The 26,054-nt window shown below is 73.4% G+C and carries 26 protein-coding genes; 13 read left to right on the top strand and 13 right to left on the bottom strand.

Annotated elements, in window-relative coordinates; translation table 11 throughout:
• Positions 1–18 precede the first annotated feature (18 nt).
• Genes ABS735_RS26255 through ABS735_RS26265 form a run of 3 tightly spaced genes read right to left on the bottom strand, consistent with a single transcriptional unit; the run spans position 19 to position 2,680 of the window.
• The gene (locus ABS735_RS26255; RefSeq protein WP_373903796.1) at positions 19–678 is read right to left on the bottom strand and encodes a response regulator; all 660 of its coding nucleotides are present in this window, start codon (positions 676–678) and stop codon (positions 19–21) included.
• Positions 675–1,841, bottom strand: a complete 1,167-nt coding sequence (locus ABS735_RS26260) for a sensor histidine kinase (protein ID WP_373903795.1) — start codon at positions 1,839–1,841, stop codon at positions 675–677. The genes ABS735_RS26255 and ABS735_RS26260 overlap by 4 nt, the downstream gene beginning before the upstream one ends.
• A complete protein-coding gene (locus tag ABS735_RS26265; protein ID WP_373903794.1) occupies positions 1,838–2,680 on the bottom strand; it encodes a CPBP family intramembrane glutamic endopeptidase in 843 nt (280 codons plus the stop codon). Before ABS735_RS26265 ends, ABS735_RS26260 begins: the two co-directional genes overlap by 4 nt.
• A gap of 161 nt (positions 2,681–2,841) precedes the next feature.
• Here ABS735_RS26265 and mmuM point away from each other — a divergent pair, with 161 nt between their 5' ends.
• On the top strand, positions 2,842–3,822 hold the full coding sequence (gene mmuM, locus ABS735_RS26270; protein ID WP_373903793.1) for a homocysteine S-methyltransferase: 981 nt from the start codon (positions 2,842–2,844) through the stop codon (positions 3,820–3,822).
• A gap of 45 nt (positions 3,823–3,867) precedes the next feature.
• On the opposite strand, the gene ABS735_RS26275 is transcribed toward mmuM, so the two are convergent.
• From ABS735_RS26275 to ABS735_RS26315, 9 genes are all read right to left on the bottom strand, one after another.
• Positions 3,868–4,737 (bottom strand): DUF6282 family protein, encoded by an 870-nt coding sequence (locus ABS735_RS26275; protein WP_373903792.1) that lies wholly within the window; start codon positions 4,735–4,737, stop codon positions 3,868–3,870.
• The gene (locus ABS735_RS26280) at positions 4,724–5,431 is read right to left on the bottom strand and encodes an RraA family protein (protein WP_373903791.1); all 708 of its coding nucleotides are present in this window, start codon (positions 5,429–5,431) and stop codon (positions 4,724–4,726) included. The genes ABS735_RS26275 and ABS735_RS26280 overlap by 14 nt, the downstream gene beginning before the upstream one ends.
• On the bottom strand, positions 5,428–7,641 hold the full coding sequence (locus tag ABS735_RS26285) for an isocitrate/isopropylmalate family dehydrogenase (protein ID WP_373903790.1): 2,214 nt from the start codon (positions 7,639–7,641) through the stop codon (positions 5,428–5,430). The genes ABS735_RS26280 and ABS735_RS26285 overlap by 4 nt, the downstream gene beginning before the upstream one ends.
• Entirely contained in the window at positions 7,638–8,513 is an 876-nt protein-coding gene (locus ABS735_RS26290) for an alpha/beta fold hydrolase (protein ID WP_373903789.1), read from the bottom strand. The genes ABS735_RS26285 and ABS735_RS26290 overlap by 4 nt, the downstream gene beginning before the upstream one ends.
• On the bottom strand, positions 8,510–9,442 hold the full coding sequence (locus ABS735_RS26295; RefSeq protein WP_373903788.1) for a beta/alpha barrel domain-containing protein: 933 nt from the start codon (positions 9,440–9,442) through the stop codon (positions 8,510–8,512). Before ABS735_RS26295 ends, ABS735_RS26290 begins: the two co-directional genes overlap by 4 nt.
• Positions 9,443–9,692: 250 nt before the next feature.
• A complete protein-coding gene (locus ABS735_RS26300; protein ID WP_373903787.1) occupies positions 9,693–10,604 on the bottom strand; it encodes a LysR family transcriptional regulator in 912 nt (303 codons plus the stop codon).
• A gap of 212 nt (positions 10,605–10,816) precedes the next feature.
• Positions 10,817–12,130 carry a multidrug effflux MFS transporter gene (locus ABS735_RS26305; protein ID WP_373903786.1) on the bottom strand — a complete coding sequence of 438 codons (1,314 nt, stop codon included), beginning with the start codon at positions 12,128–12,130 and terminating at the stop codon, positions 10,817–10,819.
• 82 nt (positions 12,131–12,212) lie between these two features.
• A complete protein-coding gene (locus tag ABS735_RS26310; protein ID WP_153177306.1) occupies positions 12,213–12,410 on the bottom strand; it encodes a tautomerase family protein in 198 nt (65 codons plus the stop codon).
• Between the two features lie 199 nt (positions 12,411–12,609).
• A complete protein-coding gene (locus ABS735_RS26315; RefSeq protein ID WP_476755851.1) occupies positions 12,610–13,500 on the bottom strand; it encodes a LysR family transcriptional regulator in 891 nt (296 codons plus the stop codon).
• A gap of 338 nt (positions 13,501–13,838) precedes the next feature.
• Between ABS735_RS26315 and ABS735_RS26320 the strand changes: the two genes are divergently transcribed.
• From ABS735_RS26320 to ABS735_RS26365, 10 genes are all read left to right on the top strand, one after another.
• Positions 13,839–14,630, top strand: a complete 792-nt coding sequence (locus tag ABS735_RS26320; RefSeq protein ID WP_373903784.1) for an alpha/beta fold hydrolase — start codon at positions 13,839–13,841, stop codon at positions 14,628–14,630.
• Positions 14,627–16,198 carry an amino acid adenylation domain-containing protein gene (locus tag ABS735_RS26325; protein WP_373903783.1) on the top strand — a complete coding sequence of 524 codons (1,572 nt, stop codon included), beginning with the start codon at positions 14,627–14,629 and terminating at the stop codon, positions 16,196–16,198. Before ABS735_RS26320 ends, ABS735_RS26325 begins: the two co-directional genes overlap by 4 nt.
• A complete protein-coding gene (locus ABS735_RS26330) occupies positions 16,195–16,458 on the top strand; it encodes an acyl carrier protein (protein ID WP_373903782.1) in 264 nt (87 codons plus the stop codon). The genes ABS735_RS26325 and ABS735_RS26330 overlap by 4 nt, the downstream gene beginning before the upstream one ends.
• Positions 16,455–17,615 carry an acyl-CoA dehydrogenase family protein gene (locus ABS735_RS26335; protein ID WP_373903781.1) on the top strand — a complete coding sequence of 387 codons (1,161 nt, stop codon included), beginning with the start codon at positions 16,455–16,457 and terminating at the stop codon, positions 17,613–17,615. Before ABS735_RS26330 ends, ABS735_RS26335 begins: the two co-directional genes overlap by 4 nt.
• 119 nt (positions 17,616–17,734) lie before the next feature.
• Positions 17,735–18,922, top strand: a complete 1,188-nt coding sequence (locus ABS735_RS26340) for an acyl-CoA dehydrogenase family protein (RefSeq protein WP_373903780.1) — start codon at positions 17,735–17,737, stop codon at positions 18,920–18,922.
• A 23-nt stretch (positions 18,923–18,945) separates the two neighbouring features.
• Positions 18,946–19,470 carry a flavin reductase family protein gene (locus ABS735_RS26345; RefSeq protein WP_373903779.1) on the top strand — a complete coding sequence of 175 codons (525 nt, stop codon included), beginning with the start codon at positions 18,946–18,948 and terminating at the stop codon, positions 19,468–19,470.
• A gap of 60 nt (positions 19,471–19,530) precedes the next feature.
• Positions 19,531–19,953 (top strand): aspartate 1-decarboxylase, encoded by a 423-nt coding sequence (panD, locus tag ABS735_RS26350; RefSeq protein ID WP_373903778.1) that lies wholly within the window; start codon positions 19,531–19,533, stop codon positions 19,951–19,953.
• A complete protein-coding gene (locus ABS735_RS26355) occupies positions 19,950–20,684 on the top strand; it encodes an SDR family NAD(P)-dependent oxidoreductase (RefSeq protein ID WP_373903777.1) in 735 nt (244 codons plus the stop codon). Before panD ends, ABS735_RS26355 begins: the two co-directional genes overlap by 4 nt.
• Positions 20,685–20,727: 43 nt before the next feature.
• Entirely contained in the window at positions 20,728–21,540 is an 813-nt protein-coding gene (locus tag ABS735_RS26360; RefSeq protein ID WP_373903776.1) for a phytanoyl-CoA dioxygenase family protein, read from the top strand.
• Positions 21,537–22,661, top strand: a complete 1,125-nt coding sequence (locus ABS735_RS26365; RefSeq protein ID WP_373903775.1) for a zinc-binding dehydrogenase — start codon at positions 21,537–21,539, stop codon at positions 22,659–22,661. The genes ABS735_RS26360 and ABS735_RS26365 overlap by 4 nt, the downstream gene beginning before the upstream one ends.
• Positions 22,662–22,719: 58 nt before the next feature.
• On the opposite strand, the gene ABS735_RS26370 is transcribed toward ABS735_RS26365, so the two are convergent.
• The gene (locus ABS735_RS26370; protein WP_373903774.1) at positions 22,720–23,547 is read right to left on the bottom strand and encodes a helix-turn-helix domain-containing protein; all 828 of its coding nucleotides are present in this window, start codon (positions 23,545–23,547) and stop codon (positions 22,720–22,722) included.
• Between the two features lie 161 nt (positions 23,548–23,708).
• On the opposite strand from ABS735_RS26370, the gene ABS735_RS26375 reads away from it, so the two are divergent.
• On the top strand, positions 23,709–24,926 hold the full coding sequence (locus tag ABS735_RS26375; protein ID WP_373903773.1) for an MFS transporter: 1,218 nt from the start codon (positions 23,709–23,711) through the stop codon (positions 24,924–24,926).
• Positions 24,927–25,061: 135 nt separating this feature from the next.
• Positions 25,062–26,027 (top strand): DUF4129 domain-containing protein, encoded by a 966-nt coding sequence (locus ABS735_RS26380; protein WP_373903772.1) that lies wholly within the window; start codon positions 25,062–25,064, stop codon positions 26,025–26,027.
• Positions 26,028–26,054: the final 27 nt, after the last annotated feature.

Below are 26,054 nucleotides of genomic sequence, written 5' to 3' on the forward strand. Positions count from 1 at the left end.
ACTCCGGCGCCGCGCGGGTCAGGTCACCAGCCCGTGGCGGTAGGCGAAGACGACCGCCTGGACGCGGTCGCGGAGGTCGAGCTTGGTGAGGATGCGGGAGACGAAGGTCTTGACGGTCTCGGGGCTGATCACGAGGGCCGCGGCGATCTCGCTGTTGGAGAGCCCGTCCGCGATCAGGCGCAGGACCTCCGTTTCGCGGGGGGTCAGCGGTATGTCGCGGGTGGTGCCCTCGGCGGGCCGGATCCGGGCGGCGTAGCGGCCCACGAGGCGGCGTGTCACGTCGGGGTCGAGCAGCGCCGCGCCCATGGCCACGGTGCGGATGCCGTGCAGCAGCCGGTCCGGCGGCGCGTCCTTGAGCAGGAAGCCGCTCGCGCCCGCGCGCAGCGCCTCGTAGACGTACTCGTCGAGGTTGAACGTCGTGACCACGAGCACCTTGACGGGGTGCTCCACCCCGGCGCCGGCCAGCAGGCGGGTGGCCTCGAGGCCGTCGAGCACCGGCATGCGGATGTCCATCACCACGACGTCGGGGCGCAGTTCGCGGGCCAGGTCGACCCCGGTCCGCCCGTCCCCGCACTCGCCCACCACCTCCAGGTCGGGCTGGGCATCGACGATGGTCGCCAGCCCGGTGCGGATCAGTGCCTGGTCGTCGCAGATCACGACCCGGACCGGCGCGCTCATGCCGTGCTCCCCCCGCTTCCCCCGGGTATCCGGGCCCGGACGACGAATCCGCCGCCCGCCGGGCGTTCCGTGCTGAACTCGCCGCCCAGTACGTCGACGCGTTCCCGCAGGCCGACCAGGCCCCGCCCGCTTCCGCCGGGGGACGCGGCCCCCGTGCCGGAGCCGTCCGTGCCCACTTCCACCGTGATCTCTCTTTCGCCGTGGCGCACCAGGACCGAAGTCTTGGCGCCGTGGTCGTACTTGAGGGCGTTGGTCAGGGCCTCCTGCACGACGCGGTAGGCCACGAGGTCGGAGCTGCCGGTCGCCGCCGCCGGGGTGCCCTCCTCGGTGAACTCCACCGGCTGCCCGGCCCGGCGCGTCTGCTCGACCAGCGTGAGCACCCGGCCGACGGGCGGTGTCCTGGGCTCGGCGGTGCCGTGGTCCGGGTTGAGGAGGTCGAGCAGGTGCCGCAGGTCGGTGATGGCGCGGCGGCCGGTGTCGCTGACGGCGGCCAGCGTCTCGTCGAGCCGGTCCGGCGCGGCGGTCAGGTAGCGGGCCGCCTCGGACTGGACGACCATCGCCGTGACGTGGTGGGTCACGACGTCGTGCAACTCCCGGGCGATGCGGGCGCGTTCGGTGTTGCGGGCGTCCTCGGCGACCCGGCTGCGGCGTTCGGCCTCGGCGGCGCGCGCGGAGCGCATCCAGGCGCCGATGCCCCAGGTGAGGGCCAGGATCAGGTAGAAGCTCACGAACTCGATCGGCGCCTCCCCCGGTCCGCGCCGGTACAGCTCGGCCGACAGGGCCGCGAAGGCCACCGAGGCGGCGACCAGGGTGGTGCGCCGGTACTTCTCCAGGTACGACCCCGCGCTGATCAGTGCGATGGGCAGCGCGGTGCCCGCGAACAGGTGGTAGCCGCGGAGCTGGTCGACGACGAAGCCGAGCGAGACCAGGGCGAGGCAGGCGATCGTCCACCGCCGGCGCAGGGCCAGCGGGAGGGACTGGAGGACGGCCGCCACCCCGGCCAGCGCGTCGGCGGGACGGGTCGGCAGGCCGCCGATCTCCGTGCCCTGACCGCGCAGCGCCGGCAGGAGCGACGCGACGAGGAGCAGCACCCCGAAGGGGAGGTCCCGGACCGTGACGTCGAGCCGGTGCCACCGCTCCACGATCCCTCGGCGATCGATCATCGGGGAAGTGTAGCGGCGGAGTCGGTGCCCGCGGCACGCCGTCGCGAGCCGAACGGCACGATGTGCCCGCGCCGGTGCGCCAGCCACAGGAAGACCAGGGTGAGCAGCGCCCCGAAGCCCACCGAGTACACGCTGCCCTCCGGGCCGAAGTCGCCGCCGGTGAGCAGCTTCGGACCCGACATCGTGGCGTCCAGCAGGCCCTCACTGCTGCCGTTGCCCGAGACGACGGTGCTGAAGACGCCGCCCGCGGCGAAGTTCCAGCCGAAGTGCACGCCGATGGTCAGCCACAGGTTGCGGGTGGCGGCGTAGGCGGCGGCGAGCATGAACCCGGCCTCGATGGCGATGGCGACGGCTCCCCACAGGGTGGCGTCCTCGTTGAGCAGGTGCGAGAGCCCGAAGACGAGGCCGGTCAGCGCCAGCGCGAGATAGGTGCCGATGTGCTCCTCGATGATCCGGAACAGCACCCCGCGGTACACGACCTCCTCCGTCGCGGCGGCCCCGGCCATGAAACCGACCAGCCCGATCGCGCCCTGCACCGAGCCGAGTCCGTCGACCTCGTAGTGCCCGGAGGTGAAGAGGTTCACGATGACGGCCGAGAACATTCCGGCACCGATCAGCGTCCCCCAGCCGAACTTGGCGCCGGCGCCTTCCAGGGCCACGTCCAGGGCCTGCCGGCGCTCGGTCCGCCGCACCACCCACCCGTACACGAACAGCACCAGCGCGGCCGCCGTGAGTCCGACGACCAGGGTGAGCCAGTCGTTGTCCTTCACCGCCTGGGTGGCGGCACCGCCGACGGCGTAGGCCGCCAGCACGGCCAGGAACTGCCAGACAAATCTCACGGGAACTCCTCTGTCGGGCCCGTGACTTCCGTGCCGCGGGCTGCATTGGACGCTACGGATCCGGCGGCCGGAGATCGTCACCTCACGGTGGACACCTGGCTGTAGCTCGCACGGGGGACAAGACGCGGGAGCACCGGTGGGCACGTCGTAGCCTCGGACGCATGACCAGCGACTTCGCCGACGACGACGCCGACGGCGTCGACGGCGCCTCCGCCTCCTCCTTCGCCGACGCACTCGCCTCCGGCCCGCTCGTGCTCGACGGCGGGCTGTCCAACCAGCTGGAGGCGGCCGGGCACGACCTGGGCGACGCGCTGTGGTCGGCGCGGCTGCTCGCCGACGACCCGGAGGCGATCACGCGGGCCCATCTCGCCTACTTCGAGGCGGGCGCGGACGTGGTGATCACGTCCAGCTACCAGGCCACCTTCGAGGGCTTCGCCCGGCGCGGCATCGGCGGGGAGCGGGCGGCCGAACTGCTCGCGCTGAGTGTGGAGTCGGCCCGGGAGGCCGCCCGCCGGGCGCGGGTGGGCCACCCGGACCGCCGGCTGTGGGTGGCGGCGTCGGCGGGCCCGTACGGGGCGATGCTCGCGGACGGTTCCGAGTACCGGGGACGGTACGGCCTCGACGTGGGCGCACTGGAGCGCTTCCACCGGCCCCGCCTGGAGGTCCTGGCCGCCGCACGGCCCGACGTCCTCGCGCTGGAGACGGTCCCGGACGCCGACGAGGCGTTGGCGCTGCTGCGGGCGGTGCGCGGTCTGGGCGTGCCCGCCTGGCTGTCGTACACCGTCGCGGGGGACCGCACGCGCGCCGGTCAGCCGCTGGAGGAGGCCTTCGCCCTGGCCGCCGACGCGGAGGAGGTGGTCGCGGTGGGCGTCAACTGCTGTGTCCCCGGGGACGTGTCGGGCGCGGTCGAGACCGCCGCCCGCGTCACCGGGAAGCCGGTCGTCGCCTATCCCAACAGCGGGGAGAGGTGGGACGCGCGGGCGCGGGCATGGCGGGGGCGTTCCCTGTTCGCCCCCCGGCTGGTGCGGGAGTGGCGGGCGGCCGGGGCCCGGTTGGTCGGGGGTTGCTGCCGGGTGGGGCCCGACGCGATCAGGTCGATCGCGTCGGCCCCCGTCGTCCTGACTCGTCCTGACTCGTCCTGACTCGTGCTGACGGTGGCCGGGGGCCGGGGGCCGCCCGCCGTGCCGTCACAGCGAGAGCATCGCCAGGGGCGTGTCCCGGGTGACCTCCTGCACGCGTTGCGGGGTCAGGCCGGCCTGTTCGAACCACTGGGCGCTCTGTGCCAGCCAGGGGGCGATGTCCGGCTGGGACGGCTGGCCCAGGTCGGAGCTGTAGACGACCCTCGGTAGGAGGGTCAGGACGTCGGCGAGATCGGGCCAGGGCTGGTAGCCGAGGAGGTGGGTCAGCGCGGTCTGTTCGGTGAAGACTTGTTCCGCGCCGACGAGATCGGCCAGGTCCTTGCAGGTCAGCCCGGTCATGGGGTTGGCGGGCTGGTTGAGCATCAGGCGGGGCAGGTCGAGCCGCACGGCCTCCTCGATCAGCAGCCGCACCTCGTGGCCGTCGGCGTGACCGGTGGAGACGACCACCGGCAGGTCGCGGGCGGCACGCAGGAGTTCACGGACGTCGGGGCGGAGCGTGCCGCCGTCGTCGGTGACGGTGAGCGGACGCAGGCCGTCGGCGAGCAGGGGGTGGGAGGGGGTGCGGGCCAGCCGGCTGCGGTGCCCCCGGCCGGTCACGGTGGGCAGGTGGACGACCAGCCGCAGGCCGCTGTCCTCCCCGTGCTGGATGACGGCCTGTTCCACCGCCCTCGGGTCGAAGCCGCCGGCCAGGTCGTTGAGGACGATCGAGCCCGAGACCGGCAGGCCGTGCTGCCGGGCCTCCCAGGCCTGGGCGGCGGTGGACCCCAGGTGGTTCTTCAGTACCACCCAGCCGCCGTGCGCGGCGTAGCCCGCGCCCGCGCTCGTCGCGGTGCGGCGGCGCACATACGCGTCGGGGCCGCTGTGGTAGTGGACGTCGATGAAGCGGGCGGCCCGCGCCCCGCCGTCAGCGACCGTCATCGTGGCCCCCGTCCTCCCACGGACGCGCGTAGCCGAAGCGGGCGCGTGCCCCGTCGAGCCGGCCGCCGTCGAGCACGGCGGCGCGGATGCGCGCCTCGGTGCGGTCGACCGCCTCGGCGCGGCGGAGGACTTCTCCGGCCAGCGCGGCGGGCACGCGCAGCGCGCCGTTGTCGTCGGCGACGATCCAGTCACCTGGGTCGACCGTGGTGCCCCCGACGTCCACGCTCACCCCGGTCCGGTCCAGGACGACCCGGTTCTTGCCGCTGACCATGGTGACGCCGGTGCTGAACAGGGGGTAGCCGGCGGCGCGGCTCTCCGCCACGTCGCGCACCGAGCCGTGGACGACCGTGCCCGAGACGCCGCGGTGCAGGGCGACGGAGCTGAGCAGGGAGCCCCAGTTGGTGCAGGTGAGGCTGCCGCCGTTGTCCACGACGACGACGGAGCCGGCCGGTACCTCGTCGATGTAGTCGGCCGCGTTGCGAAAGCCCCGGGCGTCGGGGTCCAGCGGGCGGTAGCGGACGGTGAAGGCCGGACCGCAGGCGACGGTGCCCGGCGTGCGCGGGCGGATGCCCGGCAGTACGCACGCAGGGGTGCGCAGGCTGTCCATGGCGTCGGAGAGGGCGGCGGTGTCCAGCCGCGCCAGCCTGCGGCGCAGCTCGCCGGTGTCGCCGGCGGGGGCGGTGGCGGTGGTCATGCGGGGTCCTCCGGGTGGGGGTGGCCGGTGAGGTGCCGGGTGATGGTCCAGGCGGCGTACTGGGCGGCGTAGGCGGTGACTTCGGCGCCCCGGTTGGGGACCGTCAGGGTGTCCGTCCGCTCGCCCGTCCCCTCGCGCACCGTGCAGGCCAGGGCGACGGTGCCGGTGTAGGTCGTCCGGTCCCCGCCCTCCCACCGGCCGGACAGGGTGACCCGCAGGGAGCGCGAGCCGTCGCCGGTGCGGCGTGCGCGGGCCAGTTCGGCGGCGAAGAGGCCCGCGGTCAGCCGGTCGTCCACGTCCAGGACGGTGTCGTGCTCGTCCAGCACGGCCGCCAGCTCCTGGACGGCGGTGCGGTCGCGGTCGGTGACGACGTGGGGGGCCAGCGTGGCGTCGAGGCGCCGCGCGAGGTTCCGGGCGTCTTCGGGCGGGCAGGTGACGCGGATGTCGACGTAGGGGTAGTGCCAGCGGTAGGCCGCCCTGGCCGGCCCGTCGTAGTCCTTGACCAGGGCGTCGACCAGGGCGGCCGCGTCCGCCTCGATGACGCCGAGGGTGCGGCGGAAGAGGGTGGTGGTCTCGGGCGGACGGGGGATGTGGGGCAGGCCGTCGCGCAGCGTCTCCTCCAGCATGGGCAGGCATTCGCGCGGCGGGCCGGGGAGCATGAGGACGGTGCTGCCCCGGGACTCGGCGCGGCAGCCCCACGCGGTGCCGCCGGGATTGGGGAGCGGTTCGGCGCCCTCGGCGAACAGCGCCTGGCGGCGGTTGTCGTCGTGGACGGCGACGCCGAAGCGGGTCAGGCGGGCCACGACGGCCTGCCAGGCGTCCTCCCGGTGCTCCAGCGGCCGGCCGAGCGCCCGGGCGACGGCGCCGCGGGTCACGTCGTCGGAGGTGGGGCCGAGTCCGCCCATGACCACGACGACGTCGTCCCGGCCCAGACAGGAGCGGACCGCGTCGGCGATGCCGGCCTCGTCGTCGCCCACGGTGTGCCGGGCGCGGACCGGGATGCCGCGTTCGGCCAGCATGCGGGAGGCGTGGCCCGCGTTGGAGTCCTCCAGGTCGCCGCGCAGGAGTTCGTCGCCGACGGTGACGACGGCGGCGGTGGGGGCGTGCGGGAGCGCACGGCAGGCGTCGACGACCGCCTCGGCCGCCTGGGTGGTGGTGGCCGAGCCGCCCAGGTCGTACGTGACCCGGTCGCGCCGGCGGGTGACGTGCCGTACGGCGTCCTTGACCGTGTCCGCCTCCTCGGTGAAGCCGAGGTGGGCGAGCATCAGACCGATGGTGAGGAACGCGGCCGTGGGGTTGGCGCGCTGCCGGCCCGCCAGTGCGGGGGCGCTGCCGTGCACCGGTTCGAAGTAGTTGCCCGTCTCGCCGATGTTGGCGCTGGGTGCCAGACCCAGTCCGCCCATGACGCCGCCGCCGAGGTCGGAGAGGATGTCGCCGAACATGTTCTCGGCGACGATCACGCCGAACCGTTCCGGGCGGCGCGTCATCCACAGGGCGACCGCGTCCGCGTTGAGCACCTCGTACGGGATCTCCGGGTAGTCGCCGGCGATGCCTTCGAGGCGCTCGAGGACGTACGCGCTGGAGTCGCGCAGGACGTTGGGCTTGTCGGCGAGGGTGACGCGCCCGTAGCCGTGGGAGCGGGCGCTCTCGAAGGCGAAGCGCAGGATGCGGTCCAGGCCGTGCGCGGTCTGGAGGCGGACGGAGGCTGCCGCCCCGGTGCGGGTGGAGCGGCGGACGTTGGGGTGGTCGGCGACCAGCGGCCACAGTGCGTCCGGCACGGGGCTGAAGTCCAGCCCCGCGTACAGGCCCTCGGTGTTCTCCCGCACCACGCAGTAGCGGTACGGGGTGGTGCCGCCGAGGTAGTTCTCCACCGGGCGCAGGTTGGCGAACAGGTCCAGGCGGCGGCGGAGTTGGATGATCGGCGAGATGTACCGAGGGGCGCTCCCGCGCAGTTCGGGGGCGAGTTCCGCCAGTGCCTCGGCGCGGGGTCTGGTGGTGGTGGCGCCGAGCAGTACGGCGTCGCTGCGGTCGATCAGGTCCCAGGTGCGGTCCGGGACGGGGTTGCCCTCGGCGCGCCAGCACTCCCAGCCGATGTCGCCGAATTCGAGGTCGACGGGGAGGTCGAGGGCGTCGATCACCGGCAACGCGGCGTCCAGCACCTCCGGTCCGATTCCGTCGCCGGGGAGGACGGCGACGGTCTTGCGGTTCATGTGAGTTCAGCTCCCAGGAAGCGGGTGAGGGTATGCCGGACGAGGGCCGGCCGGTCGGCGTGCGGGCGCATCCCGGCCCGCGGTACGGCGACGAGACGGTGGTGCGGCAGCGGTCCCGTCGCCAGGTGGTCGCGCCGGACGAGCCGGGACTGTTCGCCGTAGACGTGCAGCAGCGGTCCGGGGAAGCCCCGTACCGGGTTCCGGGCGTCGGCGTCGTGCAGCAGGCGCAGTCCGGCGGCCAGCCGCCGGACCGCCGCCGGTTCGTCGGCCGCATCGGGGCGCGCGGAGGCTTCCGGCGCGGCGGGGCGCCGGGGTGCGGTGCCGGCCGGTCCGTCGGGGCCGCGCACCACCTCTTCCAGCAGGCGTGTGGCCGCGGGCAGGCCCTCGGCGTCGGCCGTCGCGGCGATGCGTTCGAGTGCGGTGTTCAGTCGGTGGTCGGCGACCGTGGGCCCCGAGAGCAGCAGCACCTTGGCCCGATGGGTCCACTCCTCGGTGAGCATGCCCTGGACGACGGCGCCGCCCAGGGCGTTGCCGGCCAGGACGTCCGGGGGTGCGTGCCGCGACGGACGGTGCGCGCCGGGCGCCGTGCCCGGGTTCTCCTCCGGTGCGAGGTACCGGGCCCAGCGGTGCACGAGGCTCCCCAGGTCGTCGCCCTCACGCAGCAGGGACAGGGTGTCGTAGACGGTGACCCGGTGGCCCGAATCAAGGAGCGGGTCGGCGATCCGCCGGAAGAAGGCGCCGTGGTCCCATCGGGCGAGGACGGGGGCGAGGACGACCGCGTGGCGTGGGGCGTCGGCCCGGCCCAGCACGGCGCGGGCCGCCATGGGCGCCGCGTCGTGCGTGGGCTCGGGCCGTGGTCCGGGCCGGGTCACCGAGCGCCTGTGACGGTCAGTTCGCGGGCGGCGGAGAAGGCGTCCGAGATCCGGCCCTGAGGGAGCTTGGCGCGCTCCTCGACGGACAGGTCGAAGTGGCCCAGGACCAGGTCGGGCAGAGGCAGGAAGGGTGCGGCTTCGGTGAACTCGCCCTCCATGCGGTGGGCGAGGGCGAGGATCCGGCCCAGGTCGTAGCCGTCGGTGCGCCCGTGCCGGCCGAGGTAGGCCAGCCACTGTTCGGTGACGAGGTTGCCGGGTCCCTTCCCCATGCCCAGGACGGAGGAGTCGATCCAGGTCGCTCCCGCTTCCACGGCGGCGATGGCGTTGGCCAGGGCCAGTCCGAGGTTGTTGTGGGCGTGCAGGCCGATGGCCGCGTCGGTCACCGAGCGGACCAGGGTCACCAGCCGGGAGACCTCGCGCGGCAGCATGCTGCCGTTGGAGTCGGCCAGGTAGACGACGTCGGCGCCCGAGTCGCCCGACATGGCCGCCAGTTCGGCCAGGCGGCGGCCGTCGAGCCGGCTGACGCGGGTGATGTTGACGGTGGTGGTGAACCCGAGGTCCACGGCCTGGGCGAGCAGGGCGAGTCCGGCCTCGGGGGCGGCGGAGGGCAGGCAGAACCGCACCATGCGCGCGCCCGCCTCGTACATGCGCGGCAGGTCGTCCTCGGTGATGTTCTTCGGGTGCAGGATCATGCACAGGTGCTCCGGCGGGACGACCTCGGCGAGGGCGCGTATGTAGTCGTCCGCGCCCAGTCCGGTCCGGCCGATGCCCGGCCGCGGCTTGAAGGAGCCGTTGCGGTAGCCGATCTCGACCCGTTCCATGCCGGCCGCGATGCTCTCCCGGACGTGGTGGCGCGCGTAGTCGAGCGGGAAGTCGAAGTTGTTGCGGTAGCCGCCGTCGCGCAACGTCACATCAAGATTGATGACCATTTTTACCCCTCCATGAATGGCGCATGCAGCAGGCGGGGCGACGGCCCGCGCGGCTTTCCGCACGGGCCGACAAAGAATTGGGAAACCGTTCATTCCGTTGCGGAGGATCCCTTTGGACCCGCTCCGCATCACCCCGTTGATGAACCGCGAAGAACTTCGGTATTCAACCAGCGTCAGACTGGGGGAAGTTCTTCGACACGGGACACGCTATCCCACGATGTGGGCATGACCTTAATGCCCAGGTAAAGAATCAGACGGAGGGTTCTTTGCTCGCGGACTTCTCGTGCACGCGTGCACTGGTTTCGGTCAGCAGTCTCAGCCGTTCGGGATCCGCGTCCGCCCGCAGGGCGAGGGACATGCGAATGGCGATGGGCGCGCCGTCGATGGGCAGCACCGCGACGCGGCGCGAGGAGACGGTGCCGGCCGCCGCCGGGTACATCGGAATCCAGCCGCCCGCCCCCGCGCCGATCTCGGCGAGGGTTTCCTGCAGACCGGTCGAGGGCGGGCCGAAGGCGGGCTCGAAACCCGCCTTGCGGCAGGCGAGGACCACCGTGTCGAAGAGCACGGGGTTCTCGGCGCGGGGGGCGATGCGCAGCGGCAGGCGGGCCAGGTCGGCCAGGCGCAGACGGTCGCGGCCGGCCAACTCGTGCGCGGTGGGCAGGGCCACCACGAGCGGGTCCTGCCAGAGGTTGAGAAGCAGCAGGCCAGGGGCGCTTTCGAGGCCGCGGACGAAGGCCGCGTCGAGGCGCCCGGCACGCACCTCCTCCAGCCGGGTGTGGGCGTCCAGGGTCTGGAACTCGAAGCGGGTGCCCGCGCCCCGGTCGGGCAGCGCGTCCAGGAAGTCGTCGAGCCGCTGCCCGAGGGCGGAGCTGATGCCGACGCGGAAGGTGGCATCGCCCTGCGCGGCCAGCCGCCGGGCCTTCGCGGCGAAGGAGTCCATCGCCTTGAGCACTTCACGGCCCTCGGGCAGCAGCGCCCGGCCGGCGGGTGTGAGGGTGACGGTGCGGCCGGAGCGGTCGAAGAGCTCGGCGCTCAGCTCGCGCTCCAGGCGGCGGACCTGCTGGCTGACCGCGGGCTGGCCGATATGCAGACGTTCGGCCGCGCGCCCGAAATGCAGGTCTTCGGCGACCGCGACGAAGTATTGAATCTGGCGCAGTTCCACGGTATCCCCCTCTGTGGCGGCGACCCCTTTACGGAATATGCCGAACACAGGCGGGTGGGGGGCGCCGCGAGGGAATTTTCGCATACCGCGGAGCGGCCCTCCCCGGGGAGGGCCGCTCGCGGCGAGGGGCGAAGGGCGAAGGGCCACACGATTGGTTCTTCGAGTGATGGTTCGGTGATGACTTCGCCGATGCTCAGACGGAACCGGTCCTTTTACTCGGCGACGGCCTCCTGAACCTCCCTGGGGCGCTCGCCGACGGCGGACGCGGTGGTCGCGGTGTCCTCGGCCGGGGAGCTTCCGGCCGCGCGCTTCCTGGCCGCGAGCGCCAGGAAGAGGCCGAACAGGACGACGCCCACCGCCGACGCGGCCAGCACGAACCAGCCCAGCGCGAGGAGGTCACCGGCGGGCAGCCTGCTGGTCAGGAAGATGCCCAGCGAGGCGCCGAGCAGTTGCAGCGCACCCATCAGCCCGGACGCCGAGCCGGCCGTCGTGCGGAAGGCCGTCACCCCGGCGCTCATGGACAGCGGCAGCAGGAAGCCGTTGCCGAAGGTCATCACCGGCATGAACACCAGCACGAGCAGGCCCCACCGCCCGCCCGCACCGCTCAGCCCCAGCCCCAGCATCAGCAGCGCGCCGGCGAGGAAGAACCCGTGGCCGATCCACAGCAGTTCGTCGATGCGCCGCCTGCGGACCAGGGCGCGCGAGGTCAGGTTCCCCGCCACGTAGGCGACGGAGACGGTGATGTAGCAGTAACTGGTCGTCTCGGTCGCCAGGCCCGTCTTCTGGAAGACCAGCGGCGAGGCGGCCAGGTAGCCGAAGTAACCGCCGTAGGCGACCGCGAGGTTGGTGGTGTAGGCCCAGAACAGCGGGCGGGTCAGCAGGCCGGGGTAGCCCTTGAGCGTGGCCGCCAGGTGCTTGCTGCGCCGCTGCGGCGGCAGGCTCTCCGGGATGCGCGTGACCATCACGACCAGCGTCGTCAGCCCGATCAGCGCGGTCACCGCGAACGGCGCCCGCCAGGAGACGTACGAGGTCAGATAGCCGCCGATCAACGGCGCGAGGGACGGTGAGACACCCACGATCGGCATGACCGTGGCGAAGGTCCTGGCCGCCTCCTTCTCCTCGTACAGATCGCTGATCACGGCCCGTCCGAGCACCATGCCGGACCCGGCGCCCAGTGCCTGGAGCAGTCGTCCCGCCCCGAAGACCTCGATGGTGGGGGCCGCCGCGCACACGAGGGAGGCGGCAACGAACAGGCCGAGGCCGAAGACGATGACGCGCTTGCGCCCGTACGCGTCCGAGATCGGCCCGTAGACGGCCTGCGAGACGGCGATGCCGATCATGAACGCGCTGAACGTCCACTGCACGGACGCGACCGGGGCGCCGAAGGCCTGCGCGGTGTCGGGCACGCCCGGCAGGTTGATGTCGGAGGCGAACAGACCGCCGGCGTTCAGCGAGCACAGCACGGCCAGCAGCAGCGCGTAGGACGTCCGCGCGGGTGTCGGTACCGGTGTCGATGCGGTTCTCATGGCGACTCTCTGCAGATGAGGATGCCGTTCCCGGCCGGGAACGAGGGGGACGGTTCCCGGCGGGGACGGCGGCTGCGGGCCGTCAGCTCCGGGCGGCGCGGGCGGCGAGGGTGTCCCCGCCGATCGACCAGCTGTCGGTGGCGATCTCCTGCACGGTCACCCATACGCTCTCCGGCTTGCTGCCGGTGGCGCTCACATAGGCGTCGGTCAGGGCGCGCACCAGCTCGCTCTTCTGCTCGGCGGTCCTGCCGGGGGTCTGCTGCACGTGGATCAGGGGCATGACGTGCTCCGGGGCTCGTTGTGGACTGCGGACGAAACGGCGTACGCCCCCGGCGCCGTGGGCCGGGGCGTCGCTGTGTCTCAAGTCCAGCACCGGGCGCGGGGCCGTCCAAGACGCAGTCCGCTCTGGCCACGATCACGAATCGTGATGGGACGCGGCGCCGGGGCCGGCCCGGGCGGCCCCGGTTCCCGGCCGCGGATCAGGCCGACTGCAACTCCTCGGCGGCACGCCAGGCGTGGTCGGCGAAACGGGCGGCCTGGGGGTGGGCACCGTGCGAGGGATAGGTGAGGTAGGCGGGCACGGTGGGTGCGCCGGTCAGCGGCATGATGCGCACGGAGGGGTGCGTGTAGCGGCGGGCGGCGGAGACCGGTGCGGTGCCCACGCCGAGGCCCACGGCGACCTGCTCCAGCCATTCGTCGAAGTTGCGGCACTCGGAGCCGACCACGGGCCGGCTGCCGGCGGGCCACATGTCGGGGAAGGTGGTACCGCTGACGGTGTTGACGATCAGCGGCAGCCCGGCCAGCTCGGCCCAGTCGAGTTCGCTGCGCTCGGCCAGCTTCCAGCCGGCGGGGACGGCCACGCTGCGCGACTCCTCGTAGAGGAGGACACCGCGCAGCCCCTTCGGCAGGGGCGTGCTGCGCAGCAGGGCCACGTCGGCCCGGCCGGTGTCGAGTCCGGCCTGGGGGGTGTCGCAGCGGATGAACTCGACGCCGGTGCCGGTCGTCTTTGTGAACCGGGCGGCGAGCCGTGACAGGCCCTCGGGCAGTCCCCAGCTGAACCCGACGCGCAGTGTGTCCCCGTTCCGCAGGTCCGTCAGCGCGGAGTCGAGTTGACGCAGGAGCGGGACGACGGCTTCCCGCAGGGCCTCTCCTTTGCCGGTCAGTTCCGTTCTGCGAGTGGTGCGCTCGAAAAGCCGCACGCCCAAAGACTCCTCAAGTGTCCTGATATTGCGCGTCAGGGTCGGCTGGGCGAGATGCAGCCGGTGTGCGGCGGCCGTGAAACCCCCCTCCTCGGCAACGGCCAGGAAGCAACGGAGGTGACGCAGTTCGACATTCATTCGTTGAGCGTATAGGTGGTTCGGTAACGTCATTTCTCCCACACCTTGCGCGGCGTCTAGTCTTCGTGGTGCCGCCGGGCGGACCGTGCGCCCGGCAGCAACGGGGTTACTGTGCAGGGATATTGATGCGCACCGTCAATCGACATGGTGCAAAGATCGACCAAAGGGCAAGTAAAGACGTCGGCGTCCCGACCGTCCGGCGGACGGGATGTCCACCGCCCTCGCGATTGTTATTCCCTCAACTATTTCTGTCGTCTTCCCGGCGCATTGCCGGGCCTTGACCACGCCACCGGGGACCGGCACGGCGCGATGTCCGCCCGCCCTGCCGGAATGCCCGCTCCGCCACCGTAAACACTCAGAAGGATTGTGCTGTGCCGGTAATCACTACGCGCAACGGTCCCTTGGAACACGTCGTCATCGACGGAAATCCCGACCTCTCCCCCCTGGTCTTTCTGCACGGCGGACTCGGCTGTCTCGCGGCCTGGGGACGTTTTCCCGCCCAGCTCGCCGCCGCCACCGGGCGCCGCGCCCTGGTCTACTCCCGCCACGGCCACGGCGGCAGCGGACCCGACCCGCTCCCCCGCACCGTCCGCTACATGCACGAGCACGCCCACGGGGTGCTGCCGGAACTGCTCGACGCGCTGGGCATGCGCCGCCCCGTCCTGGTCGGCCACAGCGACGGCGCCTCGATGGCGCTGCTGTACGCCTCGGTGCACCCGGTCGAAGCCGTAGTCGGGATGGGCCCGCACATGTACTTCGAGGAGGAGAACCGCCGGGGCATCGAGAACGCCCGCGCCTCCTACGAGGCGGGTCCGCTCGCCCGGAGGCTGGCCATGGTGCACGACGAGCCCCGAGGGGTGTTCGACCGCTGGAGCGGGGTCTGGCTATCGTCCGCCTTCCGTGACTGGTCCATCGAGGACGAACTCGACGTCACGGCACCGGTGCTGGCGATCCAGGGCGACGAGGACGAGTACGGCACGATGGCCCAGGTCGACGCGGTCGAACGCGCGGTGGACGGCCCGTTCGGACGCCTGGTCCCCGAAGGCTGCGACCACTACCCCCACCTGGTCCGGCCCGGACTCGTCGTCGACGCCGTCCGCGGGTTCCTCGCCGAGCCCTCCGCGTACACGGCGCGGGCCCGGTCCGCGGGAGCCGGCCGGTGACCGCGACGACCATCCCCCGGCTCGACGCCCTGCTGGCCCGCTCCGCGCGGACCCACCCCGAGCGCACCGCCCTGGAGGGAGCCGGCGAGAGCTGGACGTACGCCCGGCTGGAGCGGGCCGTCGACGCGCTGGCCGCCCGGCTGGCCGCCACCGGCGTCGCCCCCGGCGACCGGATCGGCGTCTACGCGCCCAAGACCCCCGCCACCGTCATCGCCCTGTACGCGGTGCTGCGGGCCGGTGCGGTGGCCGCACCGCTCGACACCGCGGACCCACCGGAGCGCACCGCCCGGATGATCCGCAACGCGGGCCTGTCGGTGCTGCTGACCGTCGACCGCGCCCTGACCGGGGCCCGCCGGGCCGTCACCCGCGCCCGCGACGGCGCGCCGGCCACCGAGGAGGCCCTCGGCCACGGCCTGCACCTGCTGCGTTCCCTCGGCCCCGACGAGCGGCCCGCGCCGCTGCCCCCGCCGGCCGACGAGGGCGGCTACATCCTGTTCACCTCCGGCAGCACCGGCTGGCCCAAGGGCGTCCTGCTCTCGCACGAGAACGTCGCGCACTACGCGCTGTGGGCCGCGCGGGAGTTCGGGCTCACTCCGGACGACCGGATCGGCTCGCAGGCCGCCCTCACCTTCGACCTGACCACCTTCGACCTGTTCAGCGCCGCCGCCGCGGGAGCCTGTACGGTCCTGATGCCGGACCCGCTGCGGGTCTTCCCGCGCGATGTCGTCGCATGGCTGACCGAACAGCGCGTCACCGCCTTCATGGCCGTACCGTCCCTCTACCACGCCATGCTCCAGCAGGGCGGTGTCGCGGACGCCCCGCCGGCCAGCCTGCGGATCGCGGCCTTCGGCGGGGAGCCGTTCGCCCCCGAACTGCTCGAGCGGTACCTGAGGTTGTTCGACGGGGTGCCGTTCTACAACCTGTACGGGCCCACCGAGACCAACGCCTGCACCTATTACCGGGTGCCGGCCGACTGGACGGCCGACCGGGAACTGCCCGTCGGCCGGGGCATCGGCGGCGTCCACGTCGACGTGCTCGACGACGACGGCCGGCCCACGGACGGCGAGGGCGAGATCCACGTCGCGGGCCCCGTCGTCTTCCAGGGCTACCTGCGCGGCGGGGCGCCCGAGGACCCCACCGTCACCGCCGTCTTCCGCGACGGCGTCGCCCGCCGCGCCTATGCCACCGGTGACCTCGGCCGGAGGCGGCCCGACGGCCAGGTGCTGCTGCGCGGCCGGCGCGACCACCAGGTCAAGCGGCGCGGCCACCGCATCGATCTGATGGACGTGGAGCACGCCGTCCTGGAGCTTCCGCAGGTGGTCACCGCCGCCGTCGTCGCCAAGGACGGCACGGACGGCTCCCGCGCCGGCCAGATCTGGGCCTACGCGCAGACCGACGCCGCCGAACACGAAGTCCTGGCCGCACTGCGCGACGCACTGCCCAAGCGGATGCTGCCCGACCGCGTCGTTGCGCTCACCACCCTGCCCACCACCACCAGCGGGAAGGTCGACCGCCGCGCCCTGAGCGCCGCGGCCGGCCCCGCACACCCGGAGGACGTCACCGTATGAACAGCGTCGAAGAACTCTGCGCCCTGATCGGCAGCCGCATCACCTGGGGACCCGGCGAGGACGCGAGTTCCCTGACCGCCGACACCCCGCTCCTGGAGATGGGTCTGGTCGACTCGCTGGCGATCATGGAGATCGTCGCCGCGCTCGACAAGGAAGCCGGCGTCACCCTGCCCGACACCGAGATCGTCGCCGCCAACTTCCGCAGCCCGAGGGCGTTGTGGGCCGCGCTCGAGAGCCTCGCCGTTCAGGGCCGCACATGAGCGCGCCGACCACCGCGGCACTGCGCGGGTGCGCACCGGAGACCGAGGAAGTCGTCGACGCCTACCGGGACCTGGCCGCGCCGGTGGCGGAGCGGACCGGGGACCTGGACTTCACCGCCCAGTGGCGGGCCATGGCCGACCTCGGTGTGCTCCGCCTCGCCCCGCCCGACGCCACGGCGCCCGGACCGGTCACCCGCGCGCTCGCCATGATCGAGGGCATCGGCCTGGCGGGCGTCGACCCGGGCCTGTGCTACGCGCTGGCCTCCCAGGTCTTCGGGATGCAGTTCCCCCTGCGGGCCACGCTCCCGGCCGCGGCCTGGCGCGCGGTCGCCGACGTCCAGGACGGCCGGACCCTGCTCTGCCACGCGCTGACCGAACGCGGCGGCGGCAGCGACCCGTTCTCCATGGGGACCCGCGCCGTGCGCGACGCGGACGGCTTCATGCTCGACGGCGCGAAGACGTTCATCACCGCGGCGCCCGTGGCCGACCGGGCGATCGTCTTCGCCCGTACCGCTCAGGGACGCTCACCGTTCGCGCTGTCCGCGTTCCTCCTCCCCCTGGACCTCCCGGGGGTCCGGCGCGGCGAGACCTTTGCCAAGACCGCGCTGCCGACCGTGCCGATGGGAGAGCTGATCTTCGAGGGCGCCCGGCTGCCGGCGGACGCGCTGCTCGGCGAGGCGGGCTCCGGACTGGCGGTGATGGCCTCGACCACAGCCTGGGAGCGCTCCGTCATCCTCGGCTACGCCCTCGGCCCGATGCACCGCCTGCTGGTACGCACCGTCGAGTGGGCCGCCGGGCGCGACCACTTCGGCCGGCGCATGGGCGCCAGTCACCAGGTCGCCGCGCGGGTGAGCGACATGGCCCTGGCGCTGCACCGCTCCCGTGTCCAGCTCTACGCGATGGCCGCGCGGCTCGACTCCGGCACACCCGCCCGGCAGTTGGCCGCCGAGGCCGCCCTCACCAAGATCTCCGTGTCCGAGGACTACGTACGGATGACCGAGCACGCCACCGCGCTGTCCGGCGTCCGTGCCTTCCTGCCCGGCTTCGACCTCGCCGCGGACCTGGCGAGCCCCATGGCGGCCCTCACCTACGCCGGCCCGAACGACCTGCTGCGGGTGGCCGTGGCACGTCAACTCGGCCTGCCCGTCGAGAACTGACCGATCGAGAACCGACCGGCCGAGAACCGACCGATCGAGAACCGACCGGCCGAGAACCGACCGGCCGAGAACCGACCGGCCGACAACCCACCGGCCGAGAACCGACCCCAAGGACATCGATGACGCTGCCGACCCAGTTCGACGACCTCCTCAAACTCGCCGCGGAGACGGGCTCCGCGATCGCCCCGCTCGCCGCCGGCACCGACGCCGCGGACGACGACGGCCACGAGGCCTACCGCGTCCTGCGCGAGTCCGGGCTGCTCGCCCTGCTCGTCCCCCAGGAGGCCGGCGGCGCCGGTCTCGGCTTCGGCGACTACTGGCGGGTGCTGGCCGAGCTCGGCGCGCACAACGGCGCCGCGGCCCTCGGCTTCAACATGCACCACGTCGTCGTCGGCGCGCTCGCCGAAGCCGCCGGGACCCGGCTGTCCCCGGCCGCCGACGCCTTCCGCGCCTGGATGCTGGGCGAGGTGGTGGACGGGCGCAAGATGTTCGCCTCCGCCACGTCCGAGGCCGGCCGCGGCGCGAAGCTCCGCAGCATGCGGACCCGTTACCGCCGCTCCGACGACGGCACGCACTACGTCCTGAACGGCAGGAAGGACTTCGTGTCCCTGGCCGGCGCCGCCGACTACTACGTCGTGGCCGCCGCCGACGGCGACGCCGAGGCGAGCGGCGAGGTCTCGCACTTCGTCGTCGCCGCCGACGACCCGGGCGTCGGTTTCGGCGCCGTGCGGCACCTGTCGGCGATGTACGGCACCAGCACCGCGCCCATGACGCTGGACGAGGTCGTGGTGCCCCGCTCCCGCCTCTACCTCGGCGTCGAGGGCATGTCCCTGTTCAAGGTGGTGCGCGAACCCCACTGGATGTTCGCCGGCTACACCGGCGCCTACCTGGGCATGGTGGAGTCCCTCTACCGGCACACGGTCGACCACGTCACCGCCGCCCCCGGCCGCGCCGACTCGCCCGTCGTGCAGCAGGAACTGGGCCGGATGTCCGCCCGTCTGCGAGCCGCCCGCGCCCTGGTCCACGAGGCCGGCGACCTGGTCACCGCGGAACGCGGCAGCCTGGAGGCCAACGCCATGGTGCACGCCGCCAAGTACGTCGTGGGCGAGACCGGTCCGCGACTGGCCCAGGACGCGCTGCGGCTGTGCGGCTCGGCCGCCGTCAGCCGCGGTCACACGCTGGAACGGCTGATCCGCGAGGTCCAGTTCGCCCACGTGATGCCGGCCAAGCCGCACGAGTGCCTGGAGTACCTGGGCAAGGCCGCGACCGGGGTCAACCTCTACGACGCCCGGGCCTTCTCGTGGTGACCCCCGCGGGCGCCATGGCCTCGATGCCCTCCGCACCCCGTGCCGAGGACGAACACGCCGTGCCGCACGACGCCTTCCGGGCCCTGATGGGCTCGCACCCCAGCGGTGTCGCCGTCGTCACCACCGCCGACGCGCGGGGCACACCGTACGGCTTCACCTGCACCGCGCTGTGCTCCGTCTCCCTCGACCCGCCGCAGTTGCTGGTGTGCGCGGGAGCCGGCGGAAGCACCCTCCCCGTGCTCGCGGCCCGCGGGGCCTTCACCGTCAACCTCCTGCACGGCAGCGGGCGCCGCGCCGCCCAGGCGTTCGCCGGTCCGGCCGCCGAGCGGTTCACCACCGTCCCCTGGCGGCCCGGGCACCTCACCGGACTGCCGGTACTGCCGCAGGACTCCCACGCCACCGCCGAGTGCCGCGTCACCCGGACGGTCCCGGCCGGCGACCACACCGTCGTGATCGGCGAAGTCCTGCACACCGAGACACACGTCCCCGCCGCCGAGGCGGCGCCCCTGCTGTACGGCATGCGCCGCTACGCGACCTGGCCGGTGTGACCCGGCCGGGCCCAGGCATCACCGTCCCGTCCACCTCCCCCGCCACGTGAAGGAGTCCGCATGTACCGCACCCTGATGAAGTCGAAGATCCACCGCGCCACCGTCACCCAGGCCGATCTGCACTACGTCGGCTCGGTCACCGTCGACTCCGACCTCATGCACGCCGCCGGCCTGCTCCCCGGCGAGAAGGTCGACATCGTCGACATCGACAACGGCGCCCGGCTGTCCACGTACGTCATCGAGGGCCCGGCCGGCTCCGGCGTCCTCGGCATCAACGGAGCCGCGGCCCGGCTCATCAGCCCCGGTGACCTCGTCATCCTCATCGCCTACGCCGCCATGACCGACGAAGAGGCCGCCTCCTTCGTTCCCGACGTGGTGTTCGTCGACGAGCACAACGCCATCGCCGGCCTGGGCTCGGACCCGGCCGAGGTGCCCGCGGGCTCGGGCCTCAAGCGCGGCGACCTCGTCGCCGAGGTGTCATGACGGTCGCCGTGGTCAGCGGCGGCACCCGCGGCATCGGACGGGCACTGAGTCTCCGGCTCGCCGCCCTCGGCCACCGGGTGATCGCCCTCTACCGGAGTGACGACGACGCCGCGCGGCGGACCGAGAAGGCCGGTGACGGCCGGATCGAGACGCTGCGCTGCGACCTCGCCCGGCCGGAGGAGATCCGGACGGTCTGCGCCTCGCTCACCGACCGCCACGGGGCGCCGTCCGTGCTCGTCAACAACGCCGGTGTCAACCGCGACCGGCCGTTCCTGTCGATGACCGCACAGGACTGGGACACGGTCCTGACCACCAACCTCTCCGGCCCCTTCCACCTGACCCGCGCCCTGGCCCCCGCGATGGTGGAGGCCGGCGGGGGCAGCATCGTCAACGTCGCCTCCACCACGGCGATCCGGCCCCGCGCCGACGGCGCCAACTACTGCGCGAGCAAGGCGGGCCTGCTCCAGCTCACCAAGTGCCTGGCCCTCGAACTCGCCCCCCACGTCCGGGTCAACGCCCTGCTGCCCGGGTTCACCGACACCGAAGAGGTGACCGAGCGCTACCGCCTGGACGACCCCGTGCGGCTCGGCGCCGTTCTGGGGACCGTCCCGCGCGGCAGGCTCGGCACGGCCGAGGACATGGCCGACGCCCTGGAGTTCCTGGTGACCGCGCGCAGCGGCTATGTCTGCGGGCAGCAACTCGTCGTCGACGGCGGTCACTTCATGGGATGACATCCGCATCGTCCCGCATCCGACCAACCAGGAGAAGAAGCGCATGCGACTGACCCAGCAACAGGCCGCCGAATACCACGAGCGCGGCTTCCTCATGCTCGAATCCCTCCTCGACGCGCAGGAGGTGGAGACACTGCGCGCCGCCTTCGAACGCGACGCGAAGGTCCCCGGGCCACAGGTGGTGACCGAGGACGGCGGCACGGAGGTCCGCGCGGTCTACTCCTCGCACCAACGGCAGCCGGAGTACGCCGGACTGGTCCGCGACCCGCGCATCCTGGCACCGGTGCGGCAACTGCTCTGCGACGACGTCTACGTCTACCAGTTCAAGATCAACGCCAAGCCGGCCTTCGGCGGCGACAAATGGGCCTGGCACCAGGACTTCCTCGCCTGGCACATCGCCGACGGCCTGCCCGCCCCGCGCCAGGTCAACATCGGCGTCTTCCTGGACGACGTCACCGAGTTCAACGGCCCGGTCATCTTCCTGCCCGGTTCGCACCGGCGCGGGCTCGTCCACGAGGGCCGGTCGGCGTCCGCCAGGTCCGAGCAGCACCTCGACCCGGACGACATATCGCTGTCGCCGGGGCAGCTCGCGGAGCACGTCGACCGCCACGGCATGACCAGCCCCAAGGGCCCGGCCGGCTCCGTCGTGCTGTTCTCCCCGGAGATCGTGCACGGCTCGTCCCCCAACATGTCGCCGTTCGCCCGCCGGCTGCTGATCGCCACCTACAACGACACCGAGAACCTTCCGCGGCCCGCGGGCGAACCCCGTCCGGACTACGTGGTGTGCCGCGACACCGCACCGCTGCGTCCGCTGGCCCTCCCCTTCTCCCGGACACAGTGCGCGGTGGCGTCGTGACCGGCCGCTCCGCGACGGCCGCGCCCACCGGACGCGCCGTCGTCCTGGAGGAGTTCGGCAGGCCGCTGTCGCTGCGGAGGTTCCCGCTGCCCGAGCCGCCCGCCGGCGGCATGATCGTAGCCTGCGGCTACGGCGGCGTCTGCGGAACCGACCTGCATCTGTGCCAGGGCCACCTGGACATCCCGGTCCCCCTCGTACTGGGCCACGAAGGGCTGGGCGTCGTACGGGAGCTGGGGCCCGGCACCCACCGGGATGCCGCCGGGGCACCACTGGCGGCCGGTGACACGGTGATGTGGGCCTCCTCCATCTCCTGCGGCGTCTGCCCGCCCTGCCGGCTGCACCGCGAACCGACCCTGTGCGAGCGGCGCAGCACCTACGGCGTCAACCGCGCCCTCGCCGACGGGCCGGAACTGTCCGGGGCCTGGGCCGACCACATCGTGCTCCGGCCAGGCACCACCGTGATCAAGGTCCCCGACGGCACGGACCCGCTCGCCGCCATGTCCCTCGCCTGTGCCGGGCCCACCGTGGCGCACGCGCTGTACGAGCGGCGGCCGGTGCGGCTCGGCGAGAGCGTCGTGGTGCAGGGCAGCGGTCCGGTCGGACTGGCGGCTGCCGCCTTCGCGCACCTGGCCGGGGCCGCGAAGGTGGTGATCGTCGGCGGTCCGGCCGGACGGCTGGAGCGGGCCGCGGCCGCCGGCATCGGTGACGTCCACCTGGACATCGCCGGCGCCGACGACCCCGCGGCGGTCCTGCGGGAGGCGCGGTCCGCGGCCGGCGGGGACGGCGCCGACCTGGTGATCGAGTGCGCCGGCGTACCGGCTGCCGTCGGCCAGGGCCTGGCTCTGGCCCGCCGGGGCGGCAGCTACCTCGTCATCGGCCAGTACACCGACGCCGGGGACACCGCGGTCAACCCGCACCAGATCGTCCACCGGCAACTCGACGTCGTCGGTTCCTGGGCCTTCACCGGCGCCCATCTCGTCGAGTACGTGCGTCTGCTGCCCGCCCTCACCGGCCGGTTCGGCCTGGCGGGCCTGGTGACGCCGTTCCCGCTGGAACGGCACGCCGACGCGCTCGACGCGGTCGCCGACGGATCGGTGATCAAGGCCGTACTCACGTCCTGACACCCCGCAACCGGTGAATCTCGACGGCCCGGCAGCCGCCTCCGCGCGGCCCGGGCCGTCACCGCTGCCCGGCGAGCAGCCCAAGACCCCGTGCCGTCGCCCGGTCGTCGGGCAGGTAGGCCAGCAGGTGGTGGCCGGGCTCGTCCACGGCGGCGAGTTTGACGTACCGCAGGCGGAGGTCACCGGCCTGCGGGTGCCGGAAGTGGCGGACGGCGGGGTGGAACGCCGCCGTCTCCCTGCGGCCGTACCAGCGGGCGGCGTCCGGGTCGTGCAGCAGTTCCTCGGTGATCTCGGCGTACCGGCCGTCCTGCGGATGCCGGGCCGCCTTCGCCCGGAACTGGCCGAGCAGACTCCGCGCCTCGGGCTCCCAACTGGCCAGCAGCGTGCGGGCGGGCGGCCAGCGGAACACCAGCCACAGCAGGTTGCGCTGCTTGGGCGCCAGCCGTGCCAGGTCGGTCAGCAGCCCCGAGTAACCCGAGTTCCAGGCCAGCAGGTCCCAGTGCGGGTCGAGCACCGCGGCCGGATTCGGTGCCAGCGACTCCACCAACGACAGCAGGTTCCGCGACACCCATCCCGGCGGCCGCCCGGCCGGCACGGCCTGTTCGACGAAGGACAGCACGTGCGCGGTTTCGTCCGCGTTCAGCCGCAGTGCCCGCGCCAGCGACCGCAGCACCTGTTCCGACGTGCGGACCCGGCCCTGCTCCAGCCAGGCGTACCAGGACGCGCTGACCCCGGCCAGCTCGGCGACTTCCTCGCGTCGCAGCCCCGGGGTACGCCGTCGCGGTGAGCCGGGCAGCCCCACTTCGGCCGGCCCGAGCCGCTCCCGGCGGGAGCGCAGGAACGCTCCCAGCTCGCGCCGCGGGTCGCTGGTTCCCCCGCCGTTCACGTCCTCGGTCCTCCTCGCGCCACCGGCCCGCGACGGCGCGACGCACCGCGCCCCAGGCTGTGAGCAAGGGTAATCGGCTGCGGGGCCGGCCCGGCCGGCCGCGGTGATGAGCTGGACACGCCGGTCGGACAGGCCGGCAACCACCACTCGAGGAGCACCCCATGGACCCGGCCGACCCGTCCCTCACCACCTCCGCACCGCCTCCGGCGGCCGACCCCGCCGACCCGGCCGCCGTGCCCATGCCCCCGGCCGCCCTGCGCCTGCTGCGCACGGCGGGATTCGTCAGCAACTTCGACCGGTTCTGCATCACCCCCATGCTGCTGGTCATCGGCAGCCGGCTCGGCGTTCCGCTGACCACGGTCATGCTCGCCGCCAGCGGCTACTTCCTCGCCTACGGCCTGATGCAGCCGGTCTGGGGACTGGCGAGCGACCGCCTGGGCCGGGTGCGGGTCATGCGGATCTCACTGGCCGGGGCCGCCGTCGCCGCGCTCGCCTCGGTGCTCGCGCCCGGTGCGACGGTGCTGATCGTGGCGCGCGTCGTGGCCGGCGCGTGCTTCGCCGCGTCCATCGCCGCGTCCATCACCTATGTCGGCGACACGGTGCCCGCCGCGGTCCGTCAGCGTCCGCTCAGCGAGCTGATGACCGCCTTCGCGCTGGGCACCGCCGTGGCCACCGTCGTCGCCGGGGTACTGGCCCACTACGCGAGCTGGCGCGTGGTCTTCGCCCTGCCGGGCGTGATCGCCGCCTACCTGGTCGTCGCCCTGCGCCGGCTGCCGGAGCCGCCGCGCGCGGCGCCCGGTGCGCTGTTCGCCCCCTTCGGGATCGTCCTGCGGTCCCGCTGGCAGTGGTACGTCATGGCTGTCGCGATGTTCGAGGGGGCCGTGCTGCTGGGCTTCCTCACGTACATCGCGCCGGCGCTGGAGGCCCAGGGTGCCTCGGCCGCCCTGGCCGGTGCGGTGACCGCGCTGTACGGCGTGGGCTCGATGGCCGCGGCGCAGATGGTCAAGCGCCTGGTCGGACGGTGGACACCGGTCCGGCTGATCGTGACCGGCGGGGTGCAGATCACGGTGGCCTTCGGCTGCGCCGCGGCCGACCGGTCGGTGCCCGCGCTGGTGGCGTGCGCCCTGCTGCTCGGCGGCGGCTGGTCGTTCATGCACTCCACGATCCAGTCCTGGGCCACCGCCCTGTCCCCGGCGGCCCGTGCGACCGGAGTCGCGATGTTCGGGGTGGCCCTCTACGTCGGCAGCGCCGTTGCCAGCGCCGTCGCCGCCGGCCCCGCGGAACGTCACGCCTACCACGGCCTGTTCCTCACCGCCGCGGTCCTCACCGTCCCGCTGACGGTGGCCGCCGCCGTGGGCCGCGCCCGCTACCGGGGCTAGGGGATGTCTGGGGGCCGCCCGCAGACGATCACGTCGGCCACGGAGCCGATCTCCCTCGGGCAGCAGGTGCGGCATGTGCCAAGATGGCACTGAACAGGCTTTCGGGGGCGACGGGTTCGGCGGGGGGCGGACGGCATGGAGCAGGGGGAGCGGACCGGGCACCGCGCGGCGCCGGGGGCGCTGATCGCTGTCGGAGTCGTCGGGGCACTGGCGGTCGCCGCACTCGTGCTGCGGCCCGTGGAGGGGCTGCTGCACTCCGGCCAGGGGCCGCTCGGCCGGTGGGGCATCGTGGCGATCGCGGCGTCCGCCGCCTGGACGATCGGAGTCTGGACGGCCGTCCGGCGCCTTCGCCCCCGTTTCGGCGCCGCCCGCATGGACCTGCCGCCGGTCGAGGAACGGCTGCGGGAAGTCGCCGCGCCCCTGCTGCTGTCCGCGACGGGCGTCATCGGCGTACTGGCCTTGGTCCTGCACCGGTTCTCCACCGGCGACGGCACGCCCGGCCCACCGCCGCCCGAGGCGACCGGACCGGCTCCCGAACCGGCTTTCGCCACTCCCCCGCCCCAGGAGCGCCCGCACGGTTCGACGGACCACTCCTCCCTGCCGCTGTATCTCGTGCTCGCCGTGCTGGCCGCGGTCGTCGTCGTGCTCGTCGCGGTGGCCGTCGTACGGCGGCTGCGACGGTTCCGGTTGAGCGTGCCGCACCGCCCCGGCCCGGCGGGCACCGCGCCGCAGGACGACGACGCGCGACTGCTCCTGTCCGCCGTGCACTCGGGCCGGCGCGCCCTGGCCGGCACCGACGACGACGCCCGCGCCGCCGTCATCGCCTGTTACGCCGCGATGGAGGACGCCCTCGCGGCGTCCGGGGTACCGCGCCACGCCTCCGACAGCCCCGCCGACCTGCTCACCCGCGCCGCCGACGCGGGCTTCGCCCCGGGCCCGGCCGCGCCGCGCCTCACCGCGCTCTTCCGCGAGGCCCGTTACTCCTCGCACCCGATGGACGGCTCGCACCGGTCGGCCGCGGCCACCGCCCTGGAGGAGATCGCGTCCCTGCTCGGGGACCGGGAACCGGACCCGGTCCGGGACGGGGAGGCCAAGCGGTGAACCGGTCCCTGGATCAAGCCCCGGGGC

Source organism: Streptomyces sp. MMCC 100 (genome assembly GCF_041538145.2).
Taxonomy (GTDB): Bacteria; Actinomycetota; Actinomycetes; order Streptomycetales; family Streptomycetaceae; genus Streptomyces.